The organism is Staphylococcus kloosii, assembly GCF_032139365.1.
Classification (GTDB): Bacteria; Bacillota; Bacilli; order Staphylococcales; family Staphylococcaceae; genus Staphylococcus; species Staphylococcus kloosii_A.
On sequence record NZ_JAVTDB010000053.1, the window covers coordinates 1 to 21,082 of the forward strand.

Below are 21,082 nucleotides of genomic sequence, written 5' to 3' on the forward strand. Positions count from 1 at the left end.
GCGTTATAGATAAGTATGGTTGGTACAAAAGCCAAACTTTTTATAAACATCAAATAATAACTTTTAAACTTTAGTAAGTTGCTAATAGTTTTCTAGAAGTAAGCTTTATTTAAATAAAGATAGCTTTAATCACCAAAATGTTGTATGATACATTAATACGTCTTAGGGCGTATCTTGTGAATGTTTGTCTAATATATGCTCTAGGGCGTATCTCCAGACAAACACTCAGACAGCCACCCTTAATTGGGTGGTCTTTTTTTATTTAGTAAGTGAAATGGCTAACCAAAGTAAATATACTATGGTTTTAATTTATGCTATACGATGAATTTTATAATTTAAGTAGGGTATTATATAAATTAATATAAATTTACATATATTAAATGGGGATATCTTTATGAGTAAGGTTAAACGAATCCTTAAATTTATCTTAAAGATAATCATGTTAACTTTTTTAGCTATGTTTGATTATACGCACGTTAAAGAAGAATTAGATGACTTTAAAAAATATAATAGTCGTATTATTAAGATATTGGTGAAAGCTATTACATGATAATTTTAAAGAAGGGAATATATAAATTTAAGAAGTCAAAGAAACAGTATAGTTATTATGAATAAATGAACTTGAATATGTTTGATTAATAATTATTGTTTATTATTTAGGATAGTATATAACGTATTAACAAAAGATAAGCAGATAGGGGTGTTTAGACGTCCGTTTGGTTTTCGATAATCGGATGTGGATGTGTATAGGTATGGCATTTTTAATTATTAAAAAGAAGATAAATAAAAAGTCCTTATTAAATAACATGAAATTGAATAGTTTTACAGATGATTTTGATCGCATACTTCATGATAATTTTATAATAAGAAAAAGTGATGAACCTACCGATATCATTCGATGGAACTCAATTTAACCATTAGAAGTATGTCAACTATAGTTTATGAATAAGTAAAAAAGGTATGATAACCTTTAGTCTTAAATGTCTTTTCCGCTTCAATAGACTAAATTATCAAGCGTTTAATTATTTAGCAAATTTAAATATAACTTTAACAAAAGGGGTGTAAGAAGTGAGATATAATCAATTTAATCAACCTATTGGTGAAAGTTTAGAGGCTTTTAATTTACCGTCAAATCCTACAGTGAATATTTTAAATGGTCGTTACTGTCGTTTGGAAAAGTTAGCCGTACAACATATAGATGACTTGTATAACCATTTTAGTTTAGATGATGATGTACCAAATTGGACGTATCTAACTGAAGAACCACTCAAAGACAAAGGCCAATTTAAGCAGTATATAAATAATCAAATTAATTCACGAGATCCATATTTTATGGCCATAATTGATCAAGATACAAATGAAGCCCTTGGAGAACTTGCGCTACTGAGAATAAATCCAATAGATGCGTCGATTGAAGTCGGGCATATTCATTTTTCAAACGTTCTAAAGCAAACACGTATTGCGACTGAGGCTCATTATTTATTAGCGAATTATGTTTTTGAAGTGCTGGGCTATCGTAGATACGAATGGAAATGTGATGACTTCAATCAAGCGTCTAAAAATAGTGCAAAAAGATTAGGATTTACTTACGAAGGTACATTTAGACAACATAAAATTTATAAAAAACGCAATAGAAACACGGCATGGTTTTCTATGTTGAATCGTGAGTGGCCTAGTATAAAACAGCAATATGAACGATGGTTATCACCAAATAATTTTGATAGCAAAGGACGACAATACGAAAGTTTGAATATTCAATAACTATGACAACAAGCATCGTTAAATAAAAGTTTAACTTTTATGAAGGTGCTTGTTTTTGATTGCTAAAACATAATATTATTAATTAAAAGACAGCAATATAATTTGCGCAAAAGTTAAATTTAGTAACGGTCGCAATTTTATGTAAGATAAGTTATAATGATATGATGAATTTTGAGAGGTGGCTTACTGATGACAATTAAACGTTTGGTTGCAAAACAACATCCATTGTTGTCTAAAAAGATTTCTCCTGTTGAGGATTTTAATGAAAATCTTGAACAATTATTATTAGATATAGAAGATACTATGTATGGACAAGAAGCGTCAGCATTATGTGCACCACAAATTGGTATTGATCAACAAGTAGCTATAATCGATATGGAAATAGATGGACTTTTACAGTTAATTAATCCTGTAATAATAAGCCAATCAGATGAAAAAATAACAGAACTTGAAGGTTCGATTAGCATACCAGACGTATATGGTGAAGTGACAAGAAGTAAGATGATAGTCGTGAAAAGTAATGATAAAGAAGGCAATGAAGTTGAATTAACAGCCTATGATGATGTAGCCCGAATGATATTACATATGGTAGATCATTTTAATGGAACGTTATTCACCGAACGTGTTGAACGATTAATGACTGAATCTGAGATGGAGGCATATTTTAATCATGAGTAATATAATTTTTATGGGAACACCAGATTTTTCAACGACAGTTTTGGAAATGCTTATAGCCGAACATAATGTTATAGCTGTTGTTACACAACCAGATAGACCAGTAGGTAGAAAGAAAAAAATGACATCACCACCAGTTAAAGAGATTGCAGTAAAACATGGGCTACCTGTTTATCAACCAGAAAAATTAATACAATCTGAAGAATTAGATCAACTTATAGCATTAGACTCAGATTTAATAGTGACAGCTGCCTTTGGTCAATTGTTACCGGAAAGATTATTAGCAGCACCTAAATTAGGTGCAATCAATGTACACGCATCTTTATTACCAAAATATAGAGGCGGTGCTCCGATACATCAAGCTATTATCGATGGCGAAACACAAACAGGTATAACAATTATGTATATGGCGAAAAAACTTGATGCAGGTGATATTATTGCTCAACGTGCAATCGATATTGAACAGCAAGACGATGTTGGTTCAATGCATGATAAATTAAGTTTCTTAGGCGCTGATTTATTAAAAGAAACATTGCCTGCCATTATTAATGGTACGAATAGTAGACAGCCACAAAATGATAGCGAAGCTACTTTTGCTTCAAATATAAGTCGAGACGATGAAAAAATTGATTGGCACCAACCAGCAGAAGCAATTTATAACCATATTAGAGGGTTATCTCCATGGCCAGTAGCTTATACGATTATGGATGACGCAAATATGAAATTATATGCTGCCCATGTTGTTACTAATAAAGATGGCAAACCAGGTGAAATTATAGAAACTACTAAAAAGGCAATTATAGTTGGGACAGGATCACAAGATGCGATTGCTTTAACGGATATTCAAGTTGCGGGTAAAAAGCGTATGCTTGCAGCAAATTATTTAAGTGGTGTCCAAACATCATTAGTAGGGAAGGAATTAACATGACAGAAATATCTGTAAGACGACATGCATTTGATACGTTACAAGCAATTATTAATGAGAAAGCATACAGTAATATTATTATTAACGACACGCTATCTAATAGTGAAATGAATAGAGCCGATAAAAATTTGTATACTGAGATGGTTTACGGTACTTTAGCGAGAAAATATACGTTAGATTATTTTTTAAAGCCATTTGTCCAAACCAAAATTAAAGGATGGGTCCGTCAATTATTATGGATGAGCATTTATCAATATGTTTATTTAAATAAAATTCCTGAGCATGCCATCATTAATGAAGCGGTAGAAATTGCTAAATATAAAGGTGGTCCACATAACGGTAATGTAGTGAATGGTATTTTACGCAATATTATGCGTAGTGATTTACCTAAATTTGAAGAAATTGCAGATACTAAAAAACGCATTGCAATTCAATATAGTATACCTAAATGGTTAGTCGATCATTGGGCGACACATTATGGTATAGACAAAACAGTAGAGATTGCTCAATCGCAACTAGAGAAAGTTCAACAAACTGTAAGAGTTAATACGACACGAATCAGTGTTGACAATGCAATTTCAAGATTGCAAGATGATGGTTTTGAAGTAGTACAAGATCAACATATCGCTATTTGTTTACATGTTAGTGGCCAACCTATCATTGAGTCACGAATGTTTAAAGATGGTTTAGTATCAATTCAAGATAAAAGTTCTATGTTGGTAGCTGGCATTGTAGCACCTGAAAAACAAGATTTAATTTTAGATGCGTGTAGTGCACCGGGCGGCAAAGCGTGTCATCTTGCAGAACTGATGGATAATCAAGGTCAAATAGAGGCTACTGATATTCATGAACATAAGATTGATTTGATTAACTTTAATATCAAAAAATTACGATTATCTAACATTTTAAGCTATACACACGATGCCACAGAAAAATATGATAAAGTGTATGATAAGATTTTAGTTGATGCGCCATGTAGTGGTTTGGGTGTGTTACGCCATAAGCCAGAAATAAAATACGAACAAAATAAAACAACAATAGATAGTCTTGTCGACACACAATTAGCTATTTTAGATAATGTTAAAGCAAACGTTAAACCTGGCGGTACATTGATTTATTCTACATGTACAATAGAACAACTAGAAAATGAAAATGTAATTTATACATTTTTAAAAAATAATAAGGACTTTGAATTTGAGCTATTTGTAGACCCGAGAACAGGCGAGCAAGTTAAAACAATGCAAATACTACCCCAAGATTTCAACTCCGATGGTTTCTTTATAACTAAAATAAGACGGAAGGATAGCTAATTTATGATTACAGCCGAAAAAAAGAAAAAAAACAAGTTTTTACCGGATTTTGAGAAACAATCTATTTACTCTTTAAGATATGACGAGATGCAAGATTGGTTAGTAGAACATAAACAACAAAAATTTAGAGCAAAACAAATATTCGAATGGTTATATGAAAAACGTATCAATAGTTTCGATGAAATGACAAACTTATCTAAAGATTTAAGAGAGTTATTAGAAGAAAATTTTGTTATGACAACACTGTCTACAGTAGTAAAACAAGAAAGTAAAGATGGTACGATTAAGTTTTTATTTGAACTACAAGATGGATATACAATTGAAACAGTATTAATGAGACATGAGTACGGAAATTCAGTTTGTGTAACAACACAAGTGGGTTGTCGTATTGGTTGTACATTCTGTGCTTCTACTTTAGGTGGATTAAAAAGAAACCTTGAAGCTGGAGAAATCGTCTCACAAGTTTTAACAGTACAAAAAGCATTAGATGAAACAGCAGAACGTGTCTCTCAAATTGTTATTATGGGTATTGGTGAACCTTTTGAAAACTATGATGAAATGATGGATTTCTTAAGAATCGTTAACGATGATAATGGATTAAACATTGGCGCACGTCATATTACTGTATCAACTTCAGGTATCATTCCTAGAATTTATGATTTTGCTGAGGAAGATATTCAAATTAATTTTGCCGTAAGTTTACACGGGGCGAAAGATGAAATTCGTTCACGACTTATGCCTATTAATAGAGCATATAATGTTGAGAAATTAATGGAAGCAATAGAATATTACCAAGAAAAAACAAATCGTCGTATTACTTTCGAGTACGGTTTATTTGGCGGAGTGAATGATCAGCTTGAACATGCAAGAGAATTAGCGCATTTAATTCAAGATTTAAATTGTCATGTTAACTTAATACCTGTCAATCACGTGCCTGAACGTAATTATGTAAAGACACCGAAAGAAGATATTTTTAAATTTGAAAAAGAGCTTAAGCGTTTAGGTATTAATGCAACTATTAGAAGAGAACAAGGATCTGACATTGACGCTGCATGTGGTCAATTAAGAGCTAAGGAACGACAAGTAGAAACGAGGTAGAGATCAAATGCTAAAAGCACAATTTTATACTGACAAAGGTCAATATCGTGAAAACAATGAAGATGCGGGCGGCGTATTTTATAATAAAACAAATCAACAACTATTAGTTTTATGTGATGGCATGGGCGGACATCAAGCGGGTGAAGTGGCTAGTCAATTCGTAACTAAAGAATTGCAACAACGCTTTGAGACAGAAAACTTAATAGAATCACATCAAGCAGAAGATTGGTTACGTTCGACGTTAAAAAATATTAATCGCGAGCTTTATCAGTTATCCATTGATCGTCCTGAATACAACGGTATGGGAACGACATGTGTTTGTGCATTAGTATTTGATAATTATATCGTCGTTGCAAATATAGGAGACTCTCGCGCTTATTTAGTCAATAGTCGAGACGTTGAGCAAATTACTAGTGACCATTCATTCGTTAATCATTTAGTAATGATTGGTCAGATTACTGAAGAAGAAGCATTCAGTCATCCACAACGAAATATTATTACTAAAGTTATGGGTACAGACAAATTAGTGTCACCAGATATTTTTGTTAAACGTTTTAATTACTATGATTATCTTATATTAAACTCTGATGGACTAACTGATTATGTTAGAGATAATCAACTACAAGAAATCATCGAGGACAACGACTCTATTGATAGTATCGGAGCAAAATTAATAGAAGTAGCATTAGCTAATGATTCTAATGATAATATAAGTTTTGTTCTCGCAGAGATTGAAGGTGACAAAGTATGATAGGCAAGGTAATAAATGACCGTTATGAAGTGATTGAGAAACTTGGTGGCGGAGGGATGAGTGTTGTCTATCTTGCTAAAGATACAATTTTAAAGCGTAACGTTGCAATCAAAGCTATTGCTATCCCCGCAAATGAAAAAGAAGAAACAATAGAACGTTTTGAACGAGAAGTACATAACTTAACACAACTTGCTCATAAAAATATCGTTAACGTTTATGATGTAACCGAAAACGATGATTGTTTTTTCATAGTAATGGAGTATATCGACGGGCCTACACTTTCTGAATATATAGCGAATCATCAACCGTTAGATATTCAAACAATCATTAATTTTACTGAGCAAATTATCGAAGGCATAAAACACGCTCATGAAACTAGAATAGTGCATAGAGATATTAAGCCGCAAAATATCTTAATCGAAAAAGATAAAACATTAAAGATTTTAGATTTTGGTATTGCAAAAGCGTTAAGCGAAACGACGATGACGCAAACAAATCATGTACTCGGTACAGTGCAGTACTTATCACCAGAACAAGCTCGCGGAGAATCAACGGATAGTGGTACAGATATATATTCTATTGGTGTCGTACTATATGAAATGTTAGTAGGCCAACCACCATATAATGGTGAAAATGCCATAAGCATTGCAATTAAACATATTCAAGACGAAATGCCAAATCCTACTGATCAGCGCAAAGATGTGCCTCAAGCGTTAAGTAATGTAGTATTGAAAGCCACTGAAAAAGATAAAAAGAAACGTTACCAATCTGTAAATGAAATGCAGCAAGATTTAAAGAGTACAATGTCAGATGATCGCATTAATGAAGCTAAATATGTATCTGAAGATATGGCTAAGACAACGATGGAATTTGATAAAAATGAAATCAAAGAACGTGTTAGACAAGAAGATAACAATAATATTGAGCAAACGATGCAAATTCCTATTGTGGATCACCAGAAATTTCAATCGAGTGAAGAGCATATTTATGCTGTGCCCCCTAAAAAAAGATCGAAAAAGAAAAAGTTTTTTTATGCTTTCATTTTAGTTATATTGCTTTGCGGTCTATTTAGCTTTGTTGCTATGGGGATGTTCGGTAATAAATATTTAGAAACACCAAATTTATCTGGCAAAACAGAAAAACAAGCAGAATCTATTTTGGCTCAGAAAAAGCTTAAATTAGGTGAAACATCGCGTGCATATAGTGATAAATATGGTGAAAATAAAATTATTAAAACATCTCCGAAAAAGGGTTCTAGATTAAAACAAAATAGTAAAGTCGATATCATTTTATCTAAAGGGCCTCAAACGGCTAAAATGCCTCAATTATTTGGTGTGCCAAAAGACGAAGCGGTAAAAAAATTAAAAGACCTAGGCTTTAAAAATGTAAAAGTGGATAAAGCTTATACAAAAAATAATATGGCCAAAGGATTAATTGAAAAGCAAAATATTACGGCAGGTAATAATGTTAAATTAAGCAGTAATAATATTAAATTGACCGAATCATTGGGTGTTAAACAAGTTTACGTTGATGACTTTGAGGACAAATCATTTAAAGATGCTCAGTCTAAATTAGAAGACAAAGGTTTTAACGTTGTCGTAACTTCCGAAAAAAATGACGACCATGTAAGTAAAGGGTCTGTTATTAGTCAGTCACCTAAAGATAAAGAAGTAGATGAAGGTTCTACAATCTCCTTTGTCGTCTCTAAAGGCAAAGAGAAAAAAGGTGATGACGACAAAGTCAAGACAGATAAGGAAGATGACAAACATAAGAATAAAGATGACGACGATGAAGATATGACTAAAACTTATACGCAAACAGTCGTCGTACCTTATACTGGTAAAGACGATAAAAGCCAAGAAGTAAAAGTTTATATTAGAGATAAAGACAACTCTGGATCATCGGTAGCTCAAACTTATAAAATTAAAGACGATAAAACAATTAAAATTCCGATGAAAATTGCTAAAGGAAAAACAGCAGGTTATACAGTTCGAGTAGATGACAAAGTAGTGTCAGACAAAGATATTCCATATGATTTTTAATTGTAAATAGAGGTTTAGACAAGTTTTAATAGTCGTTATTAAAATTTGTCTTACCTCTTTTATTTTATTTGTAGGTTATTTATTATTTAAAATAACTATGCTTTGCTATAATAAGACAAGTAATAGTAATGAAAAGAGGTGCAAAGTTGAAAACTGGACGTATCATTAAATCGCTAAGTGGTGTATATCGTGTGGATGTACAAGGAGAAATGTATGATACAAAACCACGAGGTTTATTTAGAAAAAATAAATTTTCTCCGATAGTTGGGGATGTCGTAGATTTTGATGTCGAAAACAAAACAGAGGGTTATATTCAACATGTACATGAACGCAAGAACGAACTAAAGAGACCACCGGTGAGTAATATTGATCACTTAATTATCGTTATGAGTGCAGTAGAACCTGATTTTTCAACACAATTATTAGATAGGTTTTTAGTTATAGCACATTCATATCATTTACGTCCTCAAATTTTGATTACTAAAAAAGATTTAGCGACGTCAGAAATACAACACAATATTCAGCAGCAACTTGCTACTTACGCTGAAATAGGATATCAAATTCAATTTATCGGCAAAGATAGTAATATTGACGCAATATTTAATGAATGGGGAGAAGGTTTAGCCGTGTTAAGTGGCCAGTCAGGAGTTGGGAAATCTACATTGTTAAATCACTATTTTCCTGAACTACAACTTGAGACACAACATATATCTAAATCATTGAACCGCGGTCGACATACAACACGTCATGTAGAGTTATTTGAAAGAAATAATGGGTTTATTGCAGATACCCCTGGATTTAGTGCTTTAGATTTTGACCACATTCAAAAAAATGAAGTGAAAGCATACTTTATAGATATTAATGAATTGGGAGAATTATGTAAATTTAGAGATTGTAATCACATTAATGAGCCAAAATGTAATGTGAAAGAACAACTGGCTCAAGGCAACCTTGCTCAATTTAGATATGATCATTATGTTCAATTGTTTAACGAGATTAGTAACAGAAAGGAAAGATATTAAATGGCAAAGATATTCCCATCTCTATTATCAGCAGATTTTTTAAATTTAAATGATGAATTAGTAAACTTAGAAGCAGCAGGCGTTGATGGCGTCCATTTTGATGTTATGGATGGTCAATTTGTACCGAACATTTCAGTAGGCATACCTGTACTTGAAGCAGTACGCAGAGGTACATCTTTACCTATTGATGTGCATTTAATGATTGAATCGCCTGAAAAATATATTGAATTATTTGCAGACAGTGGTGCGGATATGATTTCTGTTCATGTTGAAGCAACACCACATATACATAGAGTAATTCAACAAATCAAAAATGCTAAGAAAAAAGCAGGTGTTGTAATTAATCCAGGTACACCTGTAGAAACGATATTACCTGTGATTAATATGGTAGATTATGTATTAGTAATGACAGTGAATCCAGGTTTTGGTGGTCAAGCATTTATTGAATCAACAGTTACAAAATTAAAACAATTATCTAGCGTTAAATCAGCCAATAATTTAACTTTTGATATTGAAGTTGATGGTGGTATTAACGACAAGACAGTAGATAAGGTTATTGAAAATGGGGCAACGATGTTAGTTGCGGGTTCATACTTTTTTGGACATCAAAGTTACAATGATGCAGTAAAACAATTAAAAGGATGATGTTATGCATATAAATTTATTGTGTAGCGATAGAAACACGCCCGATCATTTATTAAATCATAAAAGCAAAGAAAAATGGGTTGGCGTAGATCGAGGCGCTTTAATTCTATATCAAAATAATATCGAACCTGAATTTACGATTGGCGATTTCGATTCAATAAATGATAAAGAGAGACAATTATTATCTAATCAATTTGGCATCAATCCGGTTAAAGCAGAAAAAGATGATACTGATTTAGCGATAGCCGTTGAAGAAGCTGTACAGCGTGGTTTTTTAGAAATTTATATTTATGGGGCAACTGGTGGTAGGTTAGACCACTTTATGGGCGCATTACAAATACTGGAAAAGCCTGAATATCAGCGCCTAAATGTAAAAATTATGATCATCGATCAGCAAAATGAAATACAATATTTAACTGCTGGGCATTATAACATAGAGCAACAAGCAAACTTTAAATATGTTTCCTTCATACCAGTTAACTATCCGACATCAATTTCGTTAATCAATTTTAAATACCCGTTAGAGCATCAAAATTTAGAACAAGGGTCCACATTAACTATATCTAATGAGTTGGATGGGCAGTCAGCTGTCGTTGAACTACATGAAGGCACAGTTTTAATGATACAATCAACTGATTAACTGCAAATAAAAAAAAACCCATCCTCCACATAAGGATGGGTCTTTTTGTGCATTATATTTATTAAACTCTAGTAACTTTACCAGATTTTAAAGCACGTGCAGAAACCCAAACTTTTTTAGGTTTTCCGTCTACAAGAATTCTAACTTTTTGAAGGTTAGCATTCCATCTACGTTTCGTAGCGTTTAAAGCGTGTGAACGATTGTTACCAGTTGAAGCTTTACGACCTGTTACGTAACATTGTTTGCCCATGAAAGTACCTCCTTTAATAAATATAAATACACGTATCTACTACATACCTTACAAATTTATCATATATAATAAATCAAAGCAATAAATTTTAATATTATTGACTATTTTGCTTTTAGATGTAACAAAATATGCTATAATAATGCGAAATGAAATATTGTAACAGTTAATGGTTACATATCATTAATGACGAAAAGTAAAAGTGGTACGAAACTATGACTACACAAAATGGAGGGTAACGACAATGACATTGGAAATAAACAATGATTACGGGAACATAGATATTTCTAATGATGTTATCGCTACTGTAGTTGGTAGCAAAGTTGTTGAGTGTTATGGCATTGTTGGCATGGCATCTAAACAACAAGTGAGAGATGGCATAGCTGAAATATTAGGCCGTGAAAATTATGCTAAAGGCATAGTTATTCATAGTGCTAATGACAGTATCAACGTTGATATGTATGTTATTGTAAGCTATGGTGTAAAAATTTCAGAAGTCGCTAGTAATGTTCAAGCGACGGTTAAGTATACATTAGAACAATCTTTAAAAGTAAAAATTAATGCTATAAATATACATGTACAAGGTTTAAGAATTAATAATGGTAAGGACAATTAGGAGGACAATACATAATGGTACGTACAATCGATGGTAAATTATTTGCGGATATGGTTTTTCAAGGTGCGCAAAATTTATCAAATAATGCAGACTTGGTAGATTCACTAAATGTTTACCCAGTGCCAGATGGTGATACTGGGACAAACATGAATTTAACAATGACTTCAGGAAAAGAAGCAGTTGAGCAAAATCTATCTACGCATATAGGCGAACAAGGTAAAACTTTTGCTAAAGGTTTATTAATGGGTGCAAGAGGAAACTCAGGCGTTATACTATCACAAATATTTAGAGGATTTTGTCATCATTTAGAACAATCAGAAACAATTGACGCAAAACAATTTGCTGAAAGTATTCAAGCTGGGGTTAAAACAGCCTACAATGCCATTATGAAACCAGTAGAAGGTACTATTTTAACTGTTGCTAAGGATGCAGGAGCTGCAGCGTTAGAAAAAATGGAGCATACTGAAGATTGCATTGAATTATTATCTTATGTAGTTGAAGCAGCAACTAAATCATTAGAAAATACACCTAATTTATTACCAGTGTTAAAAGAAGTTGGTGTCGTAGATAGTGGTGGTAAAGGTTTAGTGCTTATTTATGAAGGATTTTTAAGTGCACTTAAAGGTGAAACAATTACTAGTGATAAAGCTAAAATAGGCACAGATCCAATTGTTCATGAAGCACACGATTTTCATGGAGTAATCAGTACTGATGATATAAAATACGGATATTGTACTGAAATGATGGTACGTTTTGATAGTCAGCTAAAAGCATTTGATGAAAATGAATTTAGGGAAGATATGAGTAAATTTGGGGATTCATTACTTGTAATTAATGATGATGAAATTGTTAAAGTTCATGTCCATACTGAAAAACCAGGTGAAGTATTCAATTATGGTCAACAATATGGCGAATTAATTAAACTTAAAGTTGAAAATATGAGAGAACAACATAGAGAAGTGTTGAGAAAAGAACAACATAATCAACCTAAATCTGAAACAGTTGAAACAGCAATCATTACAATTTCAATGGGCGAAGGAATTTCTGAATTATTTAAATCAATGGGTGCTACTAATGTAATTAGTGGGGGCCAAACGATGAACCCTTCTACTCAGGATATCGTCGAAGTTATTAAACAAACTGAATGCAAACGTGCGATTATTTTACCTAATAATAAAAACATATTAATGGCGAGTGAACAAGCAGCGGATTTAGTTGATGCTGAAGCAGTCGTTGTGCCTACAAAATCCATCCCGCAAGGTATAGCTGCACTGTTCAATTTAGACAGTAATGATAGCTTAGAGGATAATAAAGAACGTATGATTCAATCACTTGAAACTGTTAAGTCAGGCGCTATAACTTATGCCGTAAGAGATACAAAAATTGATGGCGTGGACGTTAAAGAACATGACTTTATTGGTTTGCAAGAGGATAAAATTGTAGCAACGCACGCTAATCAAGTTAAAGCTATCAAAGCATTGTTAACTAACATGATTGAAGAAGATAGTGAAATTATTACTATTATTGCAGGCGCAGAAGCTACGAATGACAACACAGAACAAATAATCGACTGGTTAGAAGCACAATATCCTGAAATAGAAATAGATCAACATGACGGACAACAACCCGTTTATCCTTATTTATTTGCAGTAGAATAAAACAGCTATTGAAATAATACGTAATTAGGCTACGGCTTAATTACGTATATTTTTGTGTACATAACGCATTGTATTTATAAATTATGCAGGTATTAATTGTTATTTTATTTATTTATGTGTTGTTCAACCGATAATAGTTTATAAATGAGATATAGCTTGTTATAATAATATGGACGTAAAGATGTAAGCGCAACACTTTAGAATTATTAAAAATTATTGTGGGGTATCATTATGAAATATAAAAGCGTTTTTGACATTATAGGACCAACAATGGTAGGTCCATCATCATCTCACACAGCTGGTGCAGTCAGAATTGGTTTAGTTGCAAGAGATTTGTTTGGTCAAACACCACAACAAGCAGATATATATTTATATGGTTCTTTTATGGAAACATACAGAGGTCATGGCACTGACGTAGCATTGGTAGGTGGTTTGCTCGGCTACGATACAGATGATGATCGTTTAACAACAAGTTTAGAAACAGCTAAAGAAAAGGACATGAAAGTAAATTTTATCGAAATGTCTGAAGAGCGTTCACATCCAAATACTGCCATAATTAATATGAGAGATGGAGATAAAGAGATTTCTGTCGAAGGTGTATCAATAGGTGGCGGTAAGATTGAAATTATAGCAATTAATGGCTTTAATATCGCTATTAGTGGTAATTATCCTGCGCTACTTGTTTTTCATAAAGATACATTTGGTACGATTGGACGCGTGGCAAACATTTTGGGAGATTCAAGTATTAATGTTGGAAGTATGCAAGTTGCACGTAAAGAAAAAGGCGATCAAGCTTTAATGACTTGCGAATTAGATGACGCTATTAATGATGAAATTATAGAGAGAATAAAAAACGTCGATGGTGTAGTGACTGTTTCACTCATGGGCGACGCCTAATGGAGGAATAGCATGTTTAAAAGTGTGAAAGAATTAATTGCAATTTGTGAATCCGAAAATAAAATGATTCATGAAGTAATGCTCGAGCAAGAAATGGAAGTAACTGGACTATCAGCAGAAGCAGTTTATGCTAATATGGATAAAAATTTACAAACTATGGAAAATGCCTTAGATGAGGGACTTGAAGGCGTAACATCAACAACAGGACTAACAGGTGGAGATGCAGTATTAATTAAAAATTATTTAGCTACAGGGAAATCATTAGCAGGTAATACATTGTTAGATGCAGTGAGTAAGGCAGTTGCAACAAACGAAGTTAATGCAGCGATGGGTAAAATATGTGCGACACCTACTGCCGGTTCTGCGGGGGTCGTACCAGGTGTATTATTTGGACTAAAACCAAGACTAAATCCTTCAAGGAGAGATATGTTAAATTTCTTATTAACATCTGGCGCATTTGGATTTGTAGTGGCTAACAACGCCTCAATTTCAGGCGCGGCTGGTGGTTGCCAAGCAGAAGTAGGTTCTGCAGCAGCGATGGCAGCAGCTGCAACTGTTGAATTAGCTGGTGGCACAGCACAACAATCAGCTGAAGCTTTTGCAATTTGCTTAAAAAATATGCTAGGTTTAGTATGTGATCCAGTTGCTGGTTTAGTTGAAGTACCGTGTGTTAAGCGTAATGCTGCGGGCGCATCTAATGCGATTGTTTCTGCTGATATGGCATTAGCAGGCGTTACTTCTAGAATTCCAACGGATGAAGTCATTGAAGCAATGTATAAAATAGGACAAACAATGCCTTCTGCTTTAAGAGAGACAGGTCGTGGAGGACTTGCAGGTACTCCAACTGGGCAACGTTTGAAACAAGAAATATTTGGTGATTAATTATGTCAAAAGTCAATTTAATAGAAAGTCCATTTCCATTATCTGAAATCAAGGGTTTGGGTCCTAAACGGTTGGCGGTGTTAAATGAACTTAATATTAATACAGTTGAGGATTTAATCTTATACTTACCAACACGTTATGAAGATAATACTATAATTGACTTAACTGAGGCTGATGATCAATCTATAGTGACAGTTGTAGGTGAAGTTTACTCATCTCCAACTGTCGCTTTTTTTGGCCGAAATAAATCCAAATTGACCGTTCATTTAATGGTGAACAATATAGCAGTTAAATGTGTATTTTTTAATCAACCGTATTTGAAAAAGAAAATTGAGTTACACGGTAAAGTGATTGTAAAAGGGAAATGGATACGTAACAAGCAAGAGATTAATGGCAATAGAATGTTTTTCAATGAAGAAAACATAAATGAAAATGAACAGTTTGAACCCGTGTATAGAATCAAAGAAGGTATTAAACAAAAGCCATTGCGTGATATGATTCGACAAGTGATAGATGAGGTTACTATACATGAATGGTTATCTCAAGATTTAAGAGATAAATACAAACTTGAAACTTTAGAACAAACAGTGAAAGCCTTACATTTTGCGACTGATAAACAATCGTTATTAAAAGCAAGGCGAACTTATGCTTTTACTGAATTATTTTTATTTGAACTAAGAATGCAATGGCTAAATAGATTAGAAAAGACTTCAGATGAAGCGGTTGAAATCGACTATGATATCGATAAAGTAAAACAGTTTATTAATAATTTGCCATTTGAATTAACTGACGCCCAAAAAAAGAGTGTGAATGAAATATTTAGAGATTTAAAAGCGCCGATTAGAATGCATCGATTATTGCAAGGTGATGTAGGATCGGGTAAGACAGTAGTAGCTGCAATATGTATGTATGCATTGAAAACTTCGGGGTACCAATCTGCCTTAATGGTACCTACAGAAATATTAGCCGAACAACATGCAGAGAGCCTCGTAGATTTATTTGGTGACACGATGAACGTAGCATTACTAACAGGTTCGGTCAAAGGAAAAAAACGTAAAGTCTTATTACAACAATTGTCAGAAGGCACTATAGATTGTTTGATAGGTACGCATGCGCTAATACAAGAAGATGTTGTATTTAATAACGTTGGGTTAGTTATTACCGATGAGCAACATCGATTTGGTGTAAATCAACGGCAATTGTTAAGAGAAAAAGGTGCAATGACGAACGTATTATTTATGACGGCTACACCTATTCCAAGAACGTTGGCGATTTCGGTATTTGGAGAAATGGATGTCTCATCAATTAAACAATTACCGCGTGGGCGCAAACCTATCATCACGAGTTGGTCGAAACATGAAGCCTATGAAGACGTGTTAAATCAAATGACCAATGAGCTTAAAAAAGGGAGACAAGCTTATGTTATATGCCCTCTTATTGAAAGTTCAGAGCATTTAGAAGACGTACAAAACGTCGTTGCTTTATTTGAATCATTGAAAGATTATTATGGGGAACAGCGCGTAGGTATTTTACACGGTAAATTATCTAGCGATGAGAAAGATGCTGTGATGCAACGCTTTAGTGATCATGAAATAGACATACTTGTGTCAACGACTGTTGTAGAAGTAGGTGTCAATGTACCAAATGCAACATTCATGATGATTTATGATGCAGATCGATTTGGTTTATCTACGCTTCATCAATTACGAGGCCGTGTAGGACGAAGTGATCAACAAAGTTATTGTGTGTTAATTGCATCGCCAAAAACTGAAGTCGGTATTGAGCGTATGAATATCATGACGCAAACGACTGATGGCTTTGAATTGAGTGAACGGGACCTTGAAATGAGAGGACCTGGTGATTTCTTTGGCGTGAAGCAAAGTGGGTTGCCTGATTTCTTAGTTGCAAACGTAGTAGAAGATTATAAAATGTTAGAAGTGGCAAGAGATGAAGCCGCAGAATTAATTAAATCTGGCGCCTTTTTCTCGAGAGAATATGAACGTTTGAGACATTTTATAGAACGTAATTTACTTTATACGAGTTTTGATTAATTATAATAATAAAAATACACGCTTGAGACACTATGTTTTGAGTGTGTATTTTAATGCTGTTGAGGTGAATTTATTTGGGTACGGCTACATCATTTTATGCTTTATCTATAGCGATAATGCTGTTCGATTGTGACTGCTCAGCATCGTTAGCATAGTTAGTAGATAAAGCGAGTAACATACAAGTAGCCATTGTACATGCCCAAACTTTCTTCATATTGCCCGTATAATAGAAAAAAGTTGTTAACTTTAATTATTAATATTTTGCAGTATATAATAGTATTCGTTGAATTATACATATTTTTAAGCATATGCATAATAATAGATGGTCTGTAAGGATGAAAGTTAAATATTATGAGTAATAAGTTTAAGTAAGTATTGTTAATTTGAAAATAAACTAAGTATTAAATTAGCCTGAGAAATAAATAAATCACATAATTGTTGAGCATTTAAAATAGAAAGTGTTATGATATGTTAGGAATGTTTAAGACTTGGTACTAAAAAATAATTAAGGAGGGTTTTTGTGAAATTAAAAAAGCAAGCAAGACGTGACTCAATTAAAAAAGAAATAGAACGCAATCCCTTCATTACTGACTTGGATTTAAGTGAAAAGTTTGACGTAAGTATTCAAACAATACGCTTAGATCGCACCAACTTGAATATTCCAGAATTACGCAAACGAATTAAAAATGTTGCTAAAGAAAATCATGATAGAATTCGGTCGATTGATGGGAGCGAAATCATTGGTGACGTTATAAACGTAGAGCCAGATAAACATGCAGTATCTATTATTAATATAGGAGAAGATTCAGTTTTTTCTCGTAATTTAATTGCTAGAGGACATGTCCTATTTGCTCAAGCCAATTCATTATGTGTCGCTTTAATACATAAACCAGTCGTTTTAACAAAAGAAAGTAATATTAAATTTGTAAAAACAGTTAAATTAAATGATATCGTAACTGCAGAAGCACAAGTTGTAGAATATAGAGAAAAATATTATATTATTGAAGTGAAATCATACGTTAAAGAGCAACAAGTTTTTGGTGGCACTTTCAAAATGTATTATACAAGTGAGGATGAAATAAATGGTTAAAATTGCAATTGATATGATGGGTGGCGACGATGCACCTCAAATTGTACTTGAAGCTGTAGAACAAGCAGTTAATGATTTTAAAGATTTAGAGATTATATTATTTGGTGATAAAGATCAATGTAATTTAAACCACGGACGTGTTGAAGTCAGACATTGTACTGAAGAAATTACAATGGAAGATGAACCAGTAAGAGCAATAAAGAGAAAGAAAGATAGTTCTATGGTTCGTATGGCGGAAGCTGTTAAATCAGGCGAGGCAGACGGTTGTGTATCGGCAGGTAATACAGGTGCCTTAATGTCAGCTGGATTATTTATTGTTGGCCGTATTAGTGGCGTGTCGAGACCCGCTTTAGTCGTTACATTACCGACAACATCAGGTAAAGGTTTCGTCTTCATGGACGTCGGTGCGAACGCTGATGCAAAAGCTGAACATTTATTACAATATGCTCAATTAGGAAGTATTTATGCTCAGAAGATTCGTGGCATTGAACAACCATCTGTTGGTTTATTAAATATTGGTACAGAGGCAGCAAAAGGTAATGCCTTAACTAAAAAAGCATTTAATTTAATGGAAGAACAAAATGACTTTAAATTTAATGGTAATGTCGAAGCTAAAGGTTTAATGGAAGATGCTGCCGATGTTATCGTTACAGATGGTTACACTGGTAATATGATATTAAAAAATCTTGAAGGCGTAGCCAAAGCTTTTGGCAAAATGTTTAAAGAAACACTATTAAGTAGTTTCAAAAACAAAATGGCAGCTTTAGTATTACGTAAAGACTTACAAGGTTTAACACGTAAAATGGACTATGCAGAATACGGTGGTTCAGTATTACTTGGCTTAGACGGCATCGTTGTAAAAGCACATGGTAGTTCAAGTGCTAAAGCATTTTACTCTGCAATTAGACAAGCTAAAATTGCCGGAGAACAAGAGATTGTTAAAACTATGAGAGAAACGGTTGGTGAATAATATGGGTAAAACAGCTGTAATTTTCCCAGGACAAGGGTCACAAAAAGTAGGCATGGCGCATGATTTATATAACGTTGATAGCAATGCTACAGCAGTATTGGATCAAGCTGCACAACAACTAGACTTTGATATTTTAGAAACAATGTTTACTGATAGTGAGGACAAATTAGGACTAACAGAAAATACACAACCAGCTTTACTAACGCATAGTGTCGCTTTGTATGAGGCGTTAAATAACTTAAATGCAGACTATACTATGGGGCACAGCCTTGGAGAATATTCAAGTTTAGTAGCTAGTGGCGTATTAAAATTTGAAGATGCAGTAAAAATTGTAAGAAAACGTGGTCAACTTATGGCAGAAGCTTTTCCTAATGGTGTCGGTAGCATGGCTGCTGTACTTGGGCTGGATTACGACGAGGTAGATGCTATTTGTAAAAAATTATCGACTGATAATGAAATTATAGAACCTGCTAATATTAATGCTCCAGGACAAATTGTTGTATCTGGACACAAAACATTAATAGACAAACTTGCAGAAGAAGGTAAATCATTAGGTGCTAAACGTGTTATGCCACTATCTGTTTCAGGTCCTTTCCATTCATCAATGATGCAAGTAATAGAAGAACAATTTGCTGAATATATTGAGCAATTTGAATGGCATGACGCACAGTTCCCAGTCGTGCAAAATGTTGATGCTCAACCAGAGACTAATAGCTCTGTAATAAAACAAAATATGATTAAGCAACTATATTCGCCTGTACAATTTATTGAATCTACAGAATGGTTAATTGATCAAGGTGTTGACCATTTTATCGAAGTTGGACCAGGTAAAGTTTTATCTGGATTGATTAAGAAAATCAATAGAGACGTAAAATTAACTTCAATTCAAACTATTGAAGATGTAAAAGGATGGAATGAAAATGACTAAAAGTGCATTAGTAACTGGAGCTTCAAGAGGCATTGGACGTAGTATAGCGCTACAATTAGCTGAAGAAGGCTATAATGTAGCAGTTAACTACGCAGGAAGTAAAGAAAAAGCGGAAGCAGTTGTAGAAGAAATTAAAGCGAAAAATGTAGAAAGTTTTGCAATTCAAGCAAACGTCGCTGACGGTAATGAAGTTAAAGCAATGATTAAAGAAGTTGTAAATCAATTTGGTTCAGTGGATGTTTTAGTAAATAATGCAGGTATCACGCGTGATAATTTATTAATGCGTATGAAAGAATCAGAATGGGACGATGTTATTGATACAAATTTAAAAGGTGTCTTTAATTGTATTCAAAAAGTAACGCCACAAATGCTACGTCAAAAAAGTGGTTCAATTATTAACTTATCAAGTGTTGTAGGTGCTGTAGGTAACCCAGGACAAGCTAACTATGTTGCAACTAAAGCAGGTGTAATCGGTTTAACTAAATCTAGTGCACGTGAATTAGCATCTAGAAACATTACGGTTAATGCGGTAGCGCCTGGATTTATCGTTTCAGATATGACAGATGCTTTAAGCGAAGAATTGAAATCACAAATGTTAGAGCAAATCCCACTTTCAAGATTTGGTGACGATACTGATATTGCTAATACTGTTGTATTCTTGGCATCAGATAAAGCTAAATATATTACAGGCCAAACAATTCATGTCAATGGTGGTATGTACATGTAAGTGGAACTATTATTGTTAAAAATAATAGTTACCTTTATAATACGACTTAGCCACATCGTTTTCTGAAATTTAACGACTAAATGGGTGAAATAACGCTTGTATTTCCCCGTATAAAATGGGAAAATGATAAAGTCTATGTATATTCTT

The 21,082-nt window shown here is 33.4% G+C and carries 21 protein-coding genes; 20 read left to right on the plus strand and 1 reads right to left on the minus strand.

Going from position 1 to position 21,082, the window contains the following annotated elements:
- The first annotated feature begins 394 nt into the window (after positions 1-394).
- The 11 genes from RPL90_RS06725 (at position 395) to RPL90_RS06775 (ending at position 10,869) form a co-directional block, all read left to right on the plus strand.
- Positions 395-550: a hypothetical protein gene (locus RPL90_RS06725; RefSeq protein WP_313547117.1), complete on the plus strand. Its 156-nt coding sequence runs from the start codon at positions 395-397 to the stop codon at positions 548-550.
- Positions 551-1,068: 518 nt separating this feature from the next.
- A complete protein-coding gene (locus tag RPL90_RS06730; protein WP_313547120.1) occupies positions 1,069-1,761 on the plus strand; it encodes a GNAT family N-acetyltransferase in 693 nt (230 codons plus the stop codon).
- A gap of 189 nt (positions 1,762-1,950) precedes the next feature.
- Positions 1,951-2,439 carry a peptide deformylase gene (locus RPL90_RS06735; protein ID WP_313547123.1) on the plus strand — a complete coding sequence of 163 codons (489 nt, stop codon included), beginning with the start codon at positions 1,951-1,953 and terminating at the stop codon, positions 2,437-2,439.
- A complete protein-coding gene (gene fmt / locus RPL90_RS06740) occupies positions 2,432-3,364 on the plus strand; it encodes a methionyl-tRNA formyltransferase (protein ID WP_313547126.1) in 933 nt (310 codons plus the stop codon). The genes RPL90_RS06735 and fmt overlap by 8 nt, the downstream gene beginning before the upstream one ends.
- Positions 3,361-4,671, plus strand: coding sequence for a 16S rRNA (cytosine(967)-C(5))-methyltransferase RsmB (rsmB, locus tag RPL90_RS06745; RefSeq protein WP_313547129.1), 1,311 nt, complete (start codon positions 3,361-3,363; stop codon positions 4,669-4,671). Before fmt ends, rsmB begins: the two co-directional genes overlap by 4 nt.
- A 3-nt stretch (positions 4,672-4,674) precedes the next feature.
- Positions 4,675-5,769 carry a dual-specificity RNA methyltransferase RlmN gene (rlmN, locus tag RPL90_RS06750; protein ID WP_313547132.1) on the plus strand — a complete coding sequence of 365 codons (1,095 nt, stop codon included), beginning with the start codon at positions 4,675-4,677 and terminating at the stop codon, positions 5,767-5,769.
- Between the two features lie 7 nt (positions 5,770-5,776).
- The gene (locus RPL90_RS06755) at positions 5,777-6,520 is read left to right on the plus strand and encodes a Stp1/IreP family PP2C-type Ser/Thr phosphatase (protein WP_313547135.1); all 744 of its coding nucleotides are present in this window, start codon (positions 5,777-5,779) and stop codon (positions 6,518-6,520) included.
- A complete protein-coding gene (gene pknB, locus RPL90_RS06760) occupies positions 6,517-8,562 on the plus strand; it encodes a Stk1 family PASTA domain-containing Ser/Thr kinase (RefSeq protein WP_313547137.1) in 2,046 nt (681 codons plus the stop codon). The genes RPL90_RS06755 and pknB overlap by 4 nt, the downstream gene beginning before the upstream one ends.
- Positions 8,563-8,708: 146 nt before the next feature.
- On the plus strand, positions 8,709-9,584 hold the full coding sequence (gene rsgA / locus RPL90_RS06765) for a ribosome small subunit-dependent GTPase A (protein WP_313547139.1): 876 nt from the start codon (positions 8,709-8,711) through the stop codon (positions 9,582-9,584).
- On the plus strand, positions 9,585-10,229 hold the full coding sequence (rpe, locus tag RPL90_RS06770) for a ribulose-phosphate 3-epimerase (protein ID WP_313547141.1): 645 nt from the start codon (positions 9,585-9,587) through the stop codon (positions 10,227-10,229).
- Positions 10,230-10,233: 4 nt separating this feature from the next.
- The gene (locus RPL90_RS06775; protein ID WP_313547143.1) at positions 10,234-10,869 is read left to right on the plus strand and encodes a thiamine diphosphokinase; all 636 of its coding nucleotides are present in this window, start codon (positions 10,234-10,236) and stop codon (positions 10,867-10,869) included.
- 61 nt (positions 10,870-10,930) lie between these two features.
- Here the strand turns inward: RPL90_RS06775 and rpmB are convergent, their stop codons facing one another.
- Positions 10,931-11,119: a 50S ribosomal protein L28 gene (gene rpmB, locus RPL90_RS06780; protein WP_061854869.1), complete on the minus strand. Its 189-nt coding sequence runs from the start codon at positions 11,117-11,119 to the stop codon at positions 10,931-10,933.
- Between the two features lie 241 nt (positions 11,120-11,360).
- Between rpmB and RPL90_RS06785 the strand changes: the two genes are divergently transcribed.
- The 9 genes from RPL90_RS06785 (at position 11,361) to fabG (ending at position 20,935) form a co-directional block, all read left to right on the plus strand.
- The gene (locus RPL90_RS06785) at positions 11,361-11,732 is read left to right on the plus strand and encodes an Asp23/Gls24 family envelope stress response protein (RefSeq protein ID WP_313547145.1); all 372 of its coding nucleotides are present in this window, start codon (positions 11,361-11,363) and stop codon (positions 11,730-11,732) included.
- A 14-nt stretch (positions 11,733-11,746) separates the two neighbouring features.
- Positions 11,747-13,390 carry a fatty acid kinase catalytic subunit FakA gene (gene fakA, locus RPL90_RS06790; protein ID WP_313547147.1) on the plus strand — a complete coding sequence of 548 codons (1,644 nt, stop codon included), beginning with the start codon at positions 11,747-11,749 and terminating at the stop codon, positions 13,388-13,390.
- Positions 13,391-13,621: 231 nt separating this feature from the next.
- Complete coding sequence (gene sdaAB / locus RPL90_RS06795) at positions 13,622-14,287, plus strand: L-serine ammonia-lyase, iron-sulfur-dependent subunit beta (protein WP_313547149.1); 666 nt, start codon at positions 13,622-13,624, stop codon at positions 14,285-14,287.
- A 12-nt stretch (positions 14,288-14,299) separates the two neighbouring features.
- Entirely contained in the window at positions 14,300-15,169 is an 870-nt protein-coding gene (gene sdaAA, locus RPL90_RS06800; RefSeq protein ID WP_313547152.1) for an L-serine ammonia-lyase, iron-sulfur-dependent, subunit alpha, read from the plus strand.
- 2 nt (positions 15,170-15,171) lie between these two features.
- Entirely contained in the window at positions 15,172-17,220 is a 2,049-nt protein-coding gene (gene recG / locus RPL90_RS06805) for an ATP-dependent DNA helicase RecG (protein ID WP_313547154.1), read from the plus strand.
- Positions 17,221-17,740: 520 nt separating this feature from the next.
- Positions 17,741-18,310 carry a transcription factor FapR gene (gene fapR / locus RPL90_RS06810; protein ID WP_313547156.1) on the plus strand — a complete coding sequence of 190 codons (570 nt, stop codon included), beginning with the start codon at positions 17,741-17,743 and terminating at the stop codon, positions 18,308-18,310.
- A complete protein-coding gene (gene plsX, locus RPL90_RS06815; RefSeq protein WP_313547159.1) occupies positions 18,303-19,280 on the plus strand; it encodes a phosphate acyltransferase PlsX in 978 nt (325 codons plus the stop codon). Before fapR ends, plsX begins: the two co-directional genes overlap by 8 nt.
- A 1-nt stretch (position 19,281) precedes the next feature.
- A complete protein-coding gene (gene fabD, locus RPL90_RS06820) occupies positions 19,282-20,208 on the plus strand; it encodes an ACP S-malonyltransferase (RefSeq protein WP_313547161.1) in 927 nt (308 codons plus the stop codon).
- Positions 20,201-20,935, plus strand: a complete 735-nt coding sequence (gene fabG / locus RPL90_RS06825; protein ID WP_313547163.1) for a 3-oxoacyl-[acyl-carrier-protein] reductase — start codon at positions 20,201-20,203, stop codon at positions 20,933-20,935. The genes fabD and fabG overlap by 8 nt, the downstream gene beginning before the upstream one ends.
- Positions 20,936-21,082: the final 147 nt, after the last annotated feature.

Bases quoted from the DNA above. Each gene is read 5' to 3' on its own strand.
- RPL90_RS06725 (WP_313547117.1), top strand. From the start codon at position 395: ATGAGTAAGGTTAAACGAATCCTTAAATTTATCTTAAAGATAATCATG.
- RPL90_RS06735 (WP_313547123.1), top strand. From the start codon at position 1,951: ATGACAATTAAACGTTTGGTTGCAAAACAACATCCATTGTTGTCTAAA.
- fmt (WP_313547126.1), top strand. From the start codon at position 2,432: ATGAGTAATATAATTTTTATGGGAACACCAGATTTTTCAACGACAGTT.
- rsmB (WP_313547129.1), top strand. From the start codon at position 3,361: ATGACAGAAATATCTGTAAGACGACATGCATTTGATACGTTACAAGCA.
- rlmN (WP_313547132.1), top strand. From the start codon at position 4,675: ATGATTACAGCCGAAAAAAAGAAAAAAAACAAGTTTTTACCGGATTTT.
- RPL90_RS06755 (WP_313547135.1), top strand. From the start codon at position 5,777: ATGCTAAAAGCACAATTTTATACTGACAAAGGTCAATATCGTGAAAAC.
- pknB (WP_313547137.1), top strand. From the start codon at position 6,517: ATGATAGGCAAGGTAATAAATGACCGTTATGAAGTGATTGAGAAACTT.
- rpe (WP_313547141.1), top strand. From the start codon at position 9,585: ATGGCAAAGATATTCCCATCTCTATTATCAGCAGATTTTTTAAATTTA.
- RPL90_RS06775 (WP_313547143.1), top strand. From the start codon at position 10,234: ATGCATATAAATTTATTGTGTAGCGATAGAAACACGCCCGATCATTTA.
- rpmB (WP_061854869.1), bottom strand. From the start codon at position 11,119: ATGGGCAAACAATGTTACGTAACAGGTCGTAAAGCTTCAACTGGTAAC.
- RPL90_RS06785 (WP_313547145.1), top strand. From the start codon at position 11,361: ATGACATTGGAAATAAACAATGATTACGGGAACATAGATATTTCTAAT.
- fakA (WP_313547147.1), top strand. From the start codon at position 11,747: ATGGTACGTACAATCGATGGTAAATTATTTGCGGATATGGTTTTTCAA.
- sdaAB (WP_313547149.1), top strand. From the start codon at position 13,622: ATGAAATATAAAAGCGTTTTTGACATTATAGGACCAACAATGGTAGGT.
- sdaAA (WP_313547152.1), top strand. From the start codon at position 14,300: ATGTTTAAAAGTGTGAAAGAATTAATTGCAATTTGTGAATCCGAAAAT.
- recG (WP_313547154.1), top strand. From the start codon at position 15,172: ATGTCAAAAGTCAATTTAATAGAAAGTCCATTTCCATTATCTGAAATC.
- plsX (WP_313547159.1), top strand. From the start codon at position 18,303: ATGGTTAAAATTGCAATTGATATGATGGGTGGCGACGATGCACCTCAA.
- fabD (WP_313547161.1), top strand. From the start codon at position 19,282: ATGGGTAAAACAGCTGTAATTTTCCCAGGACAAGGGTCACAAAAAGTA.
- fabG (WP_313547163.1), top strand. From the start codon at position 20,201: ATGACTAAAAGTGCATTAGTAACTGGAGCTTCAAGAGGCATTGGACGT.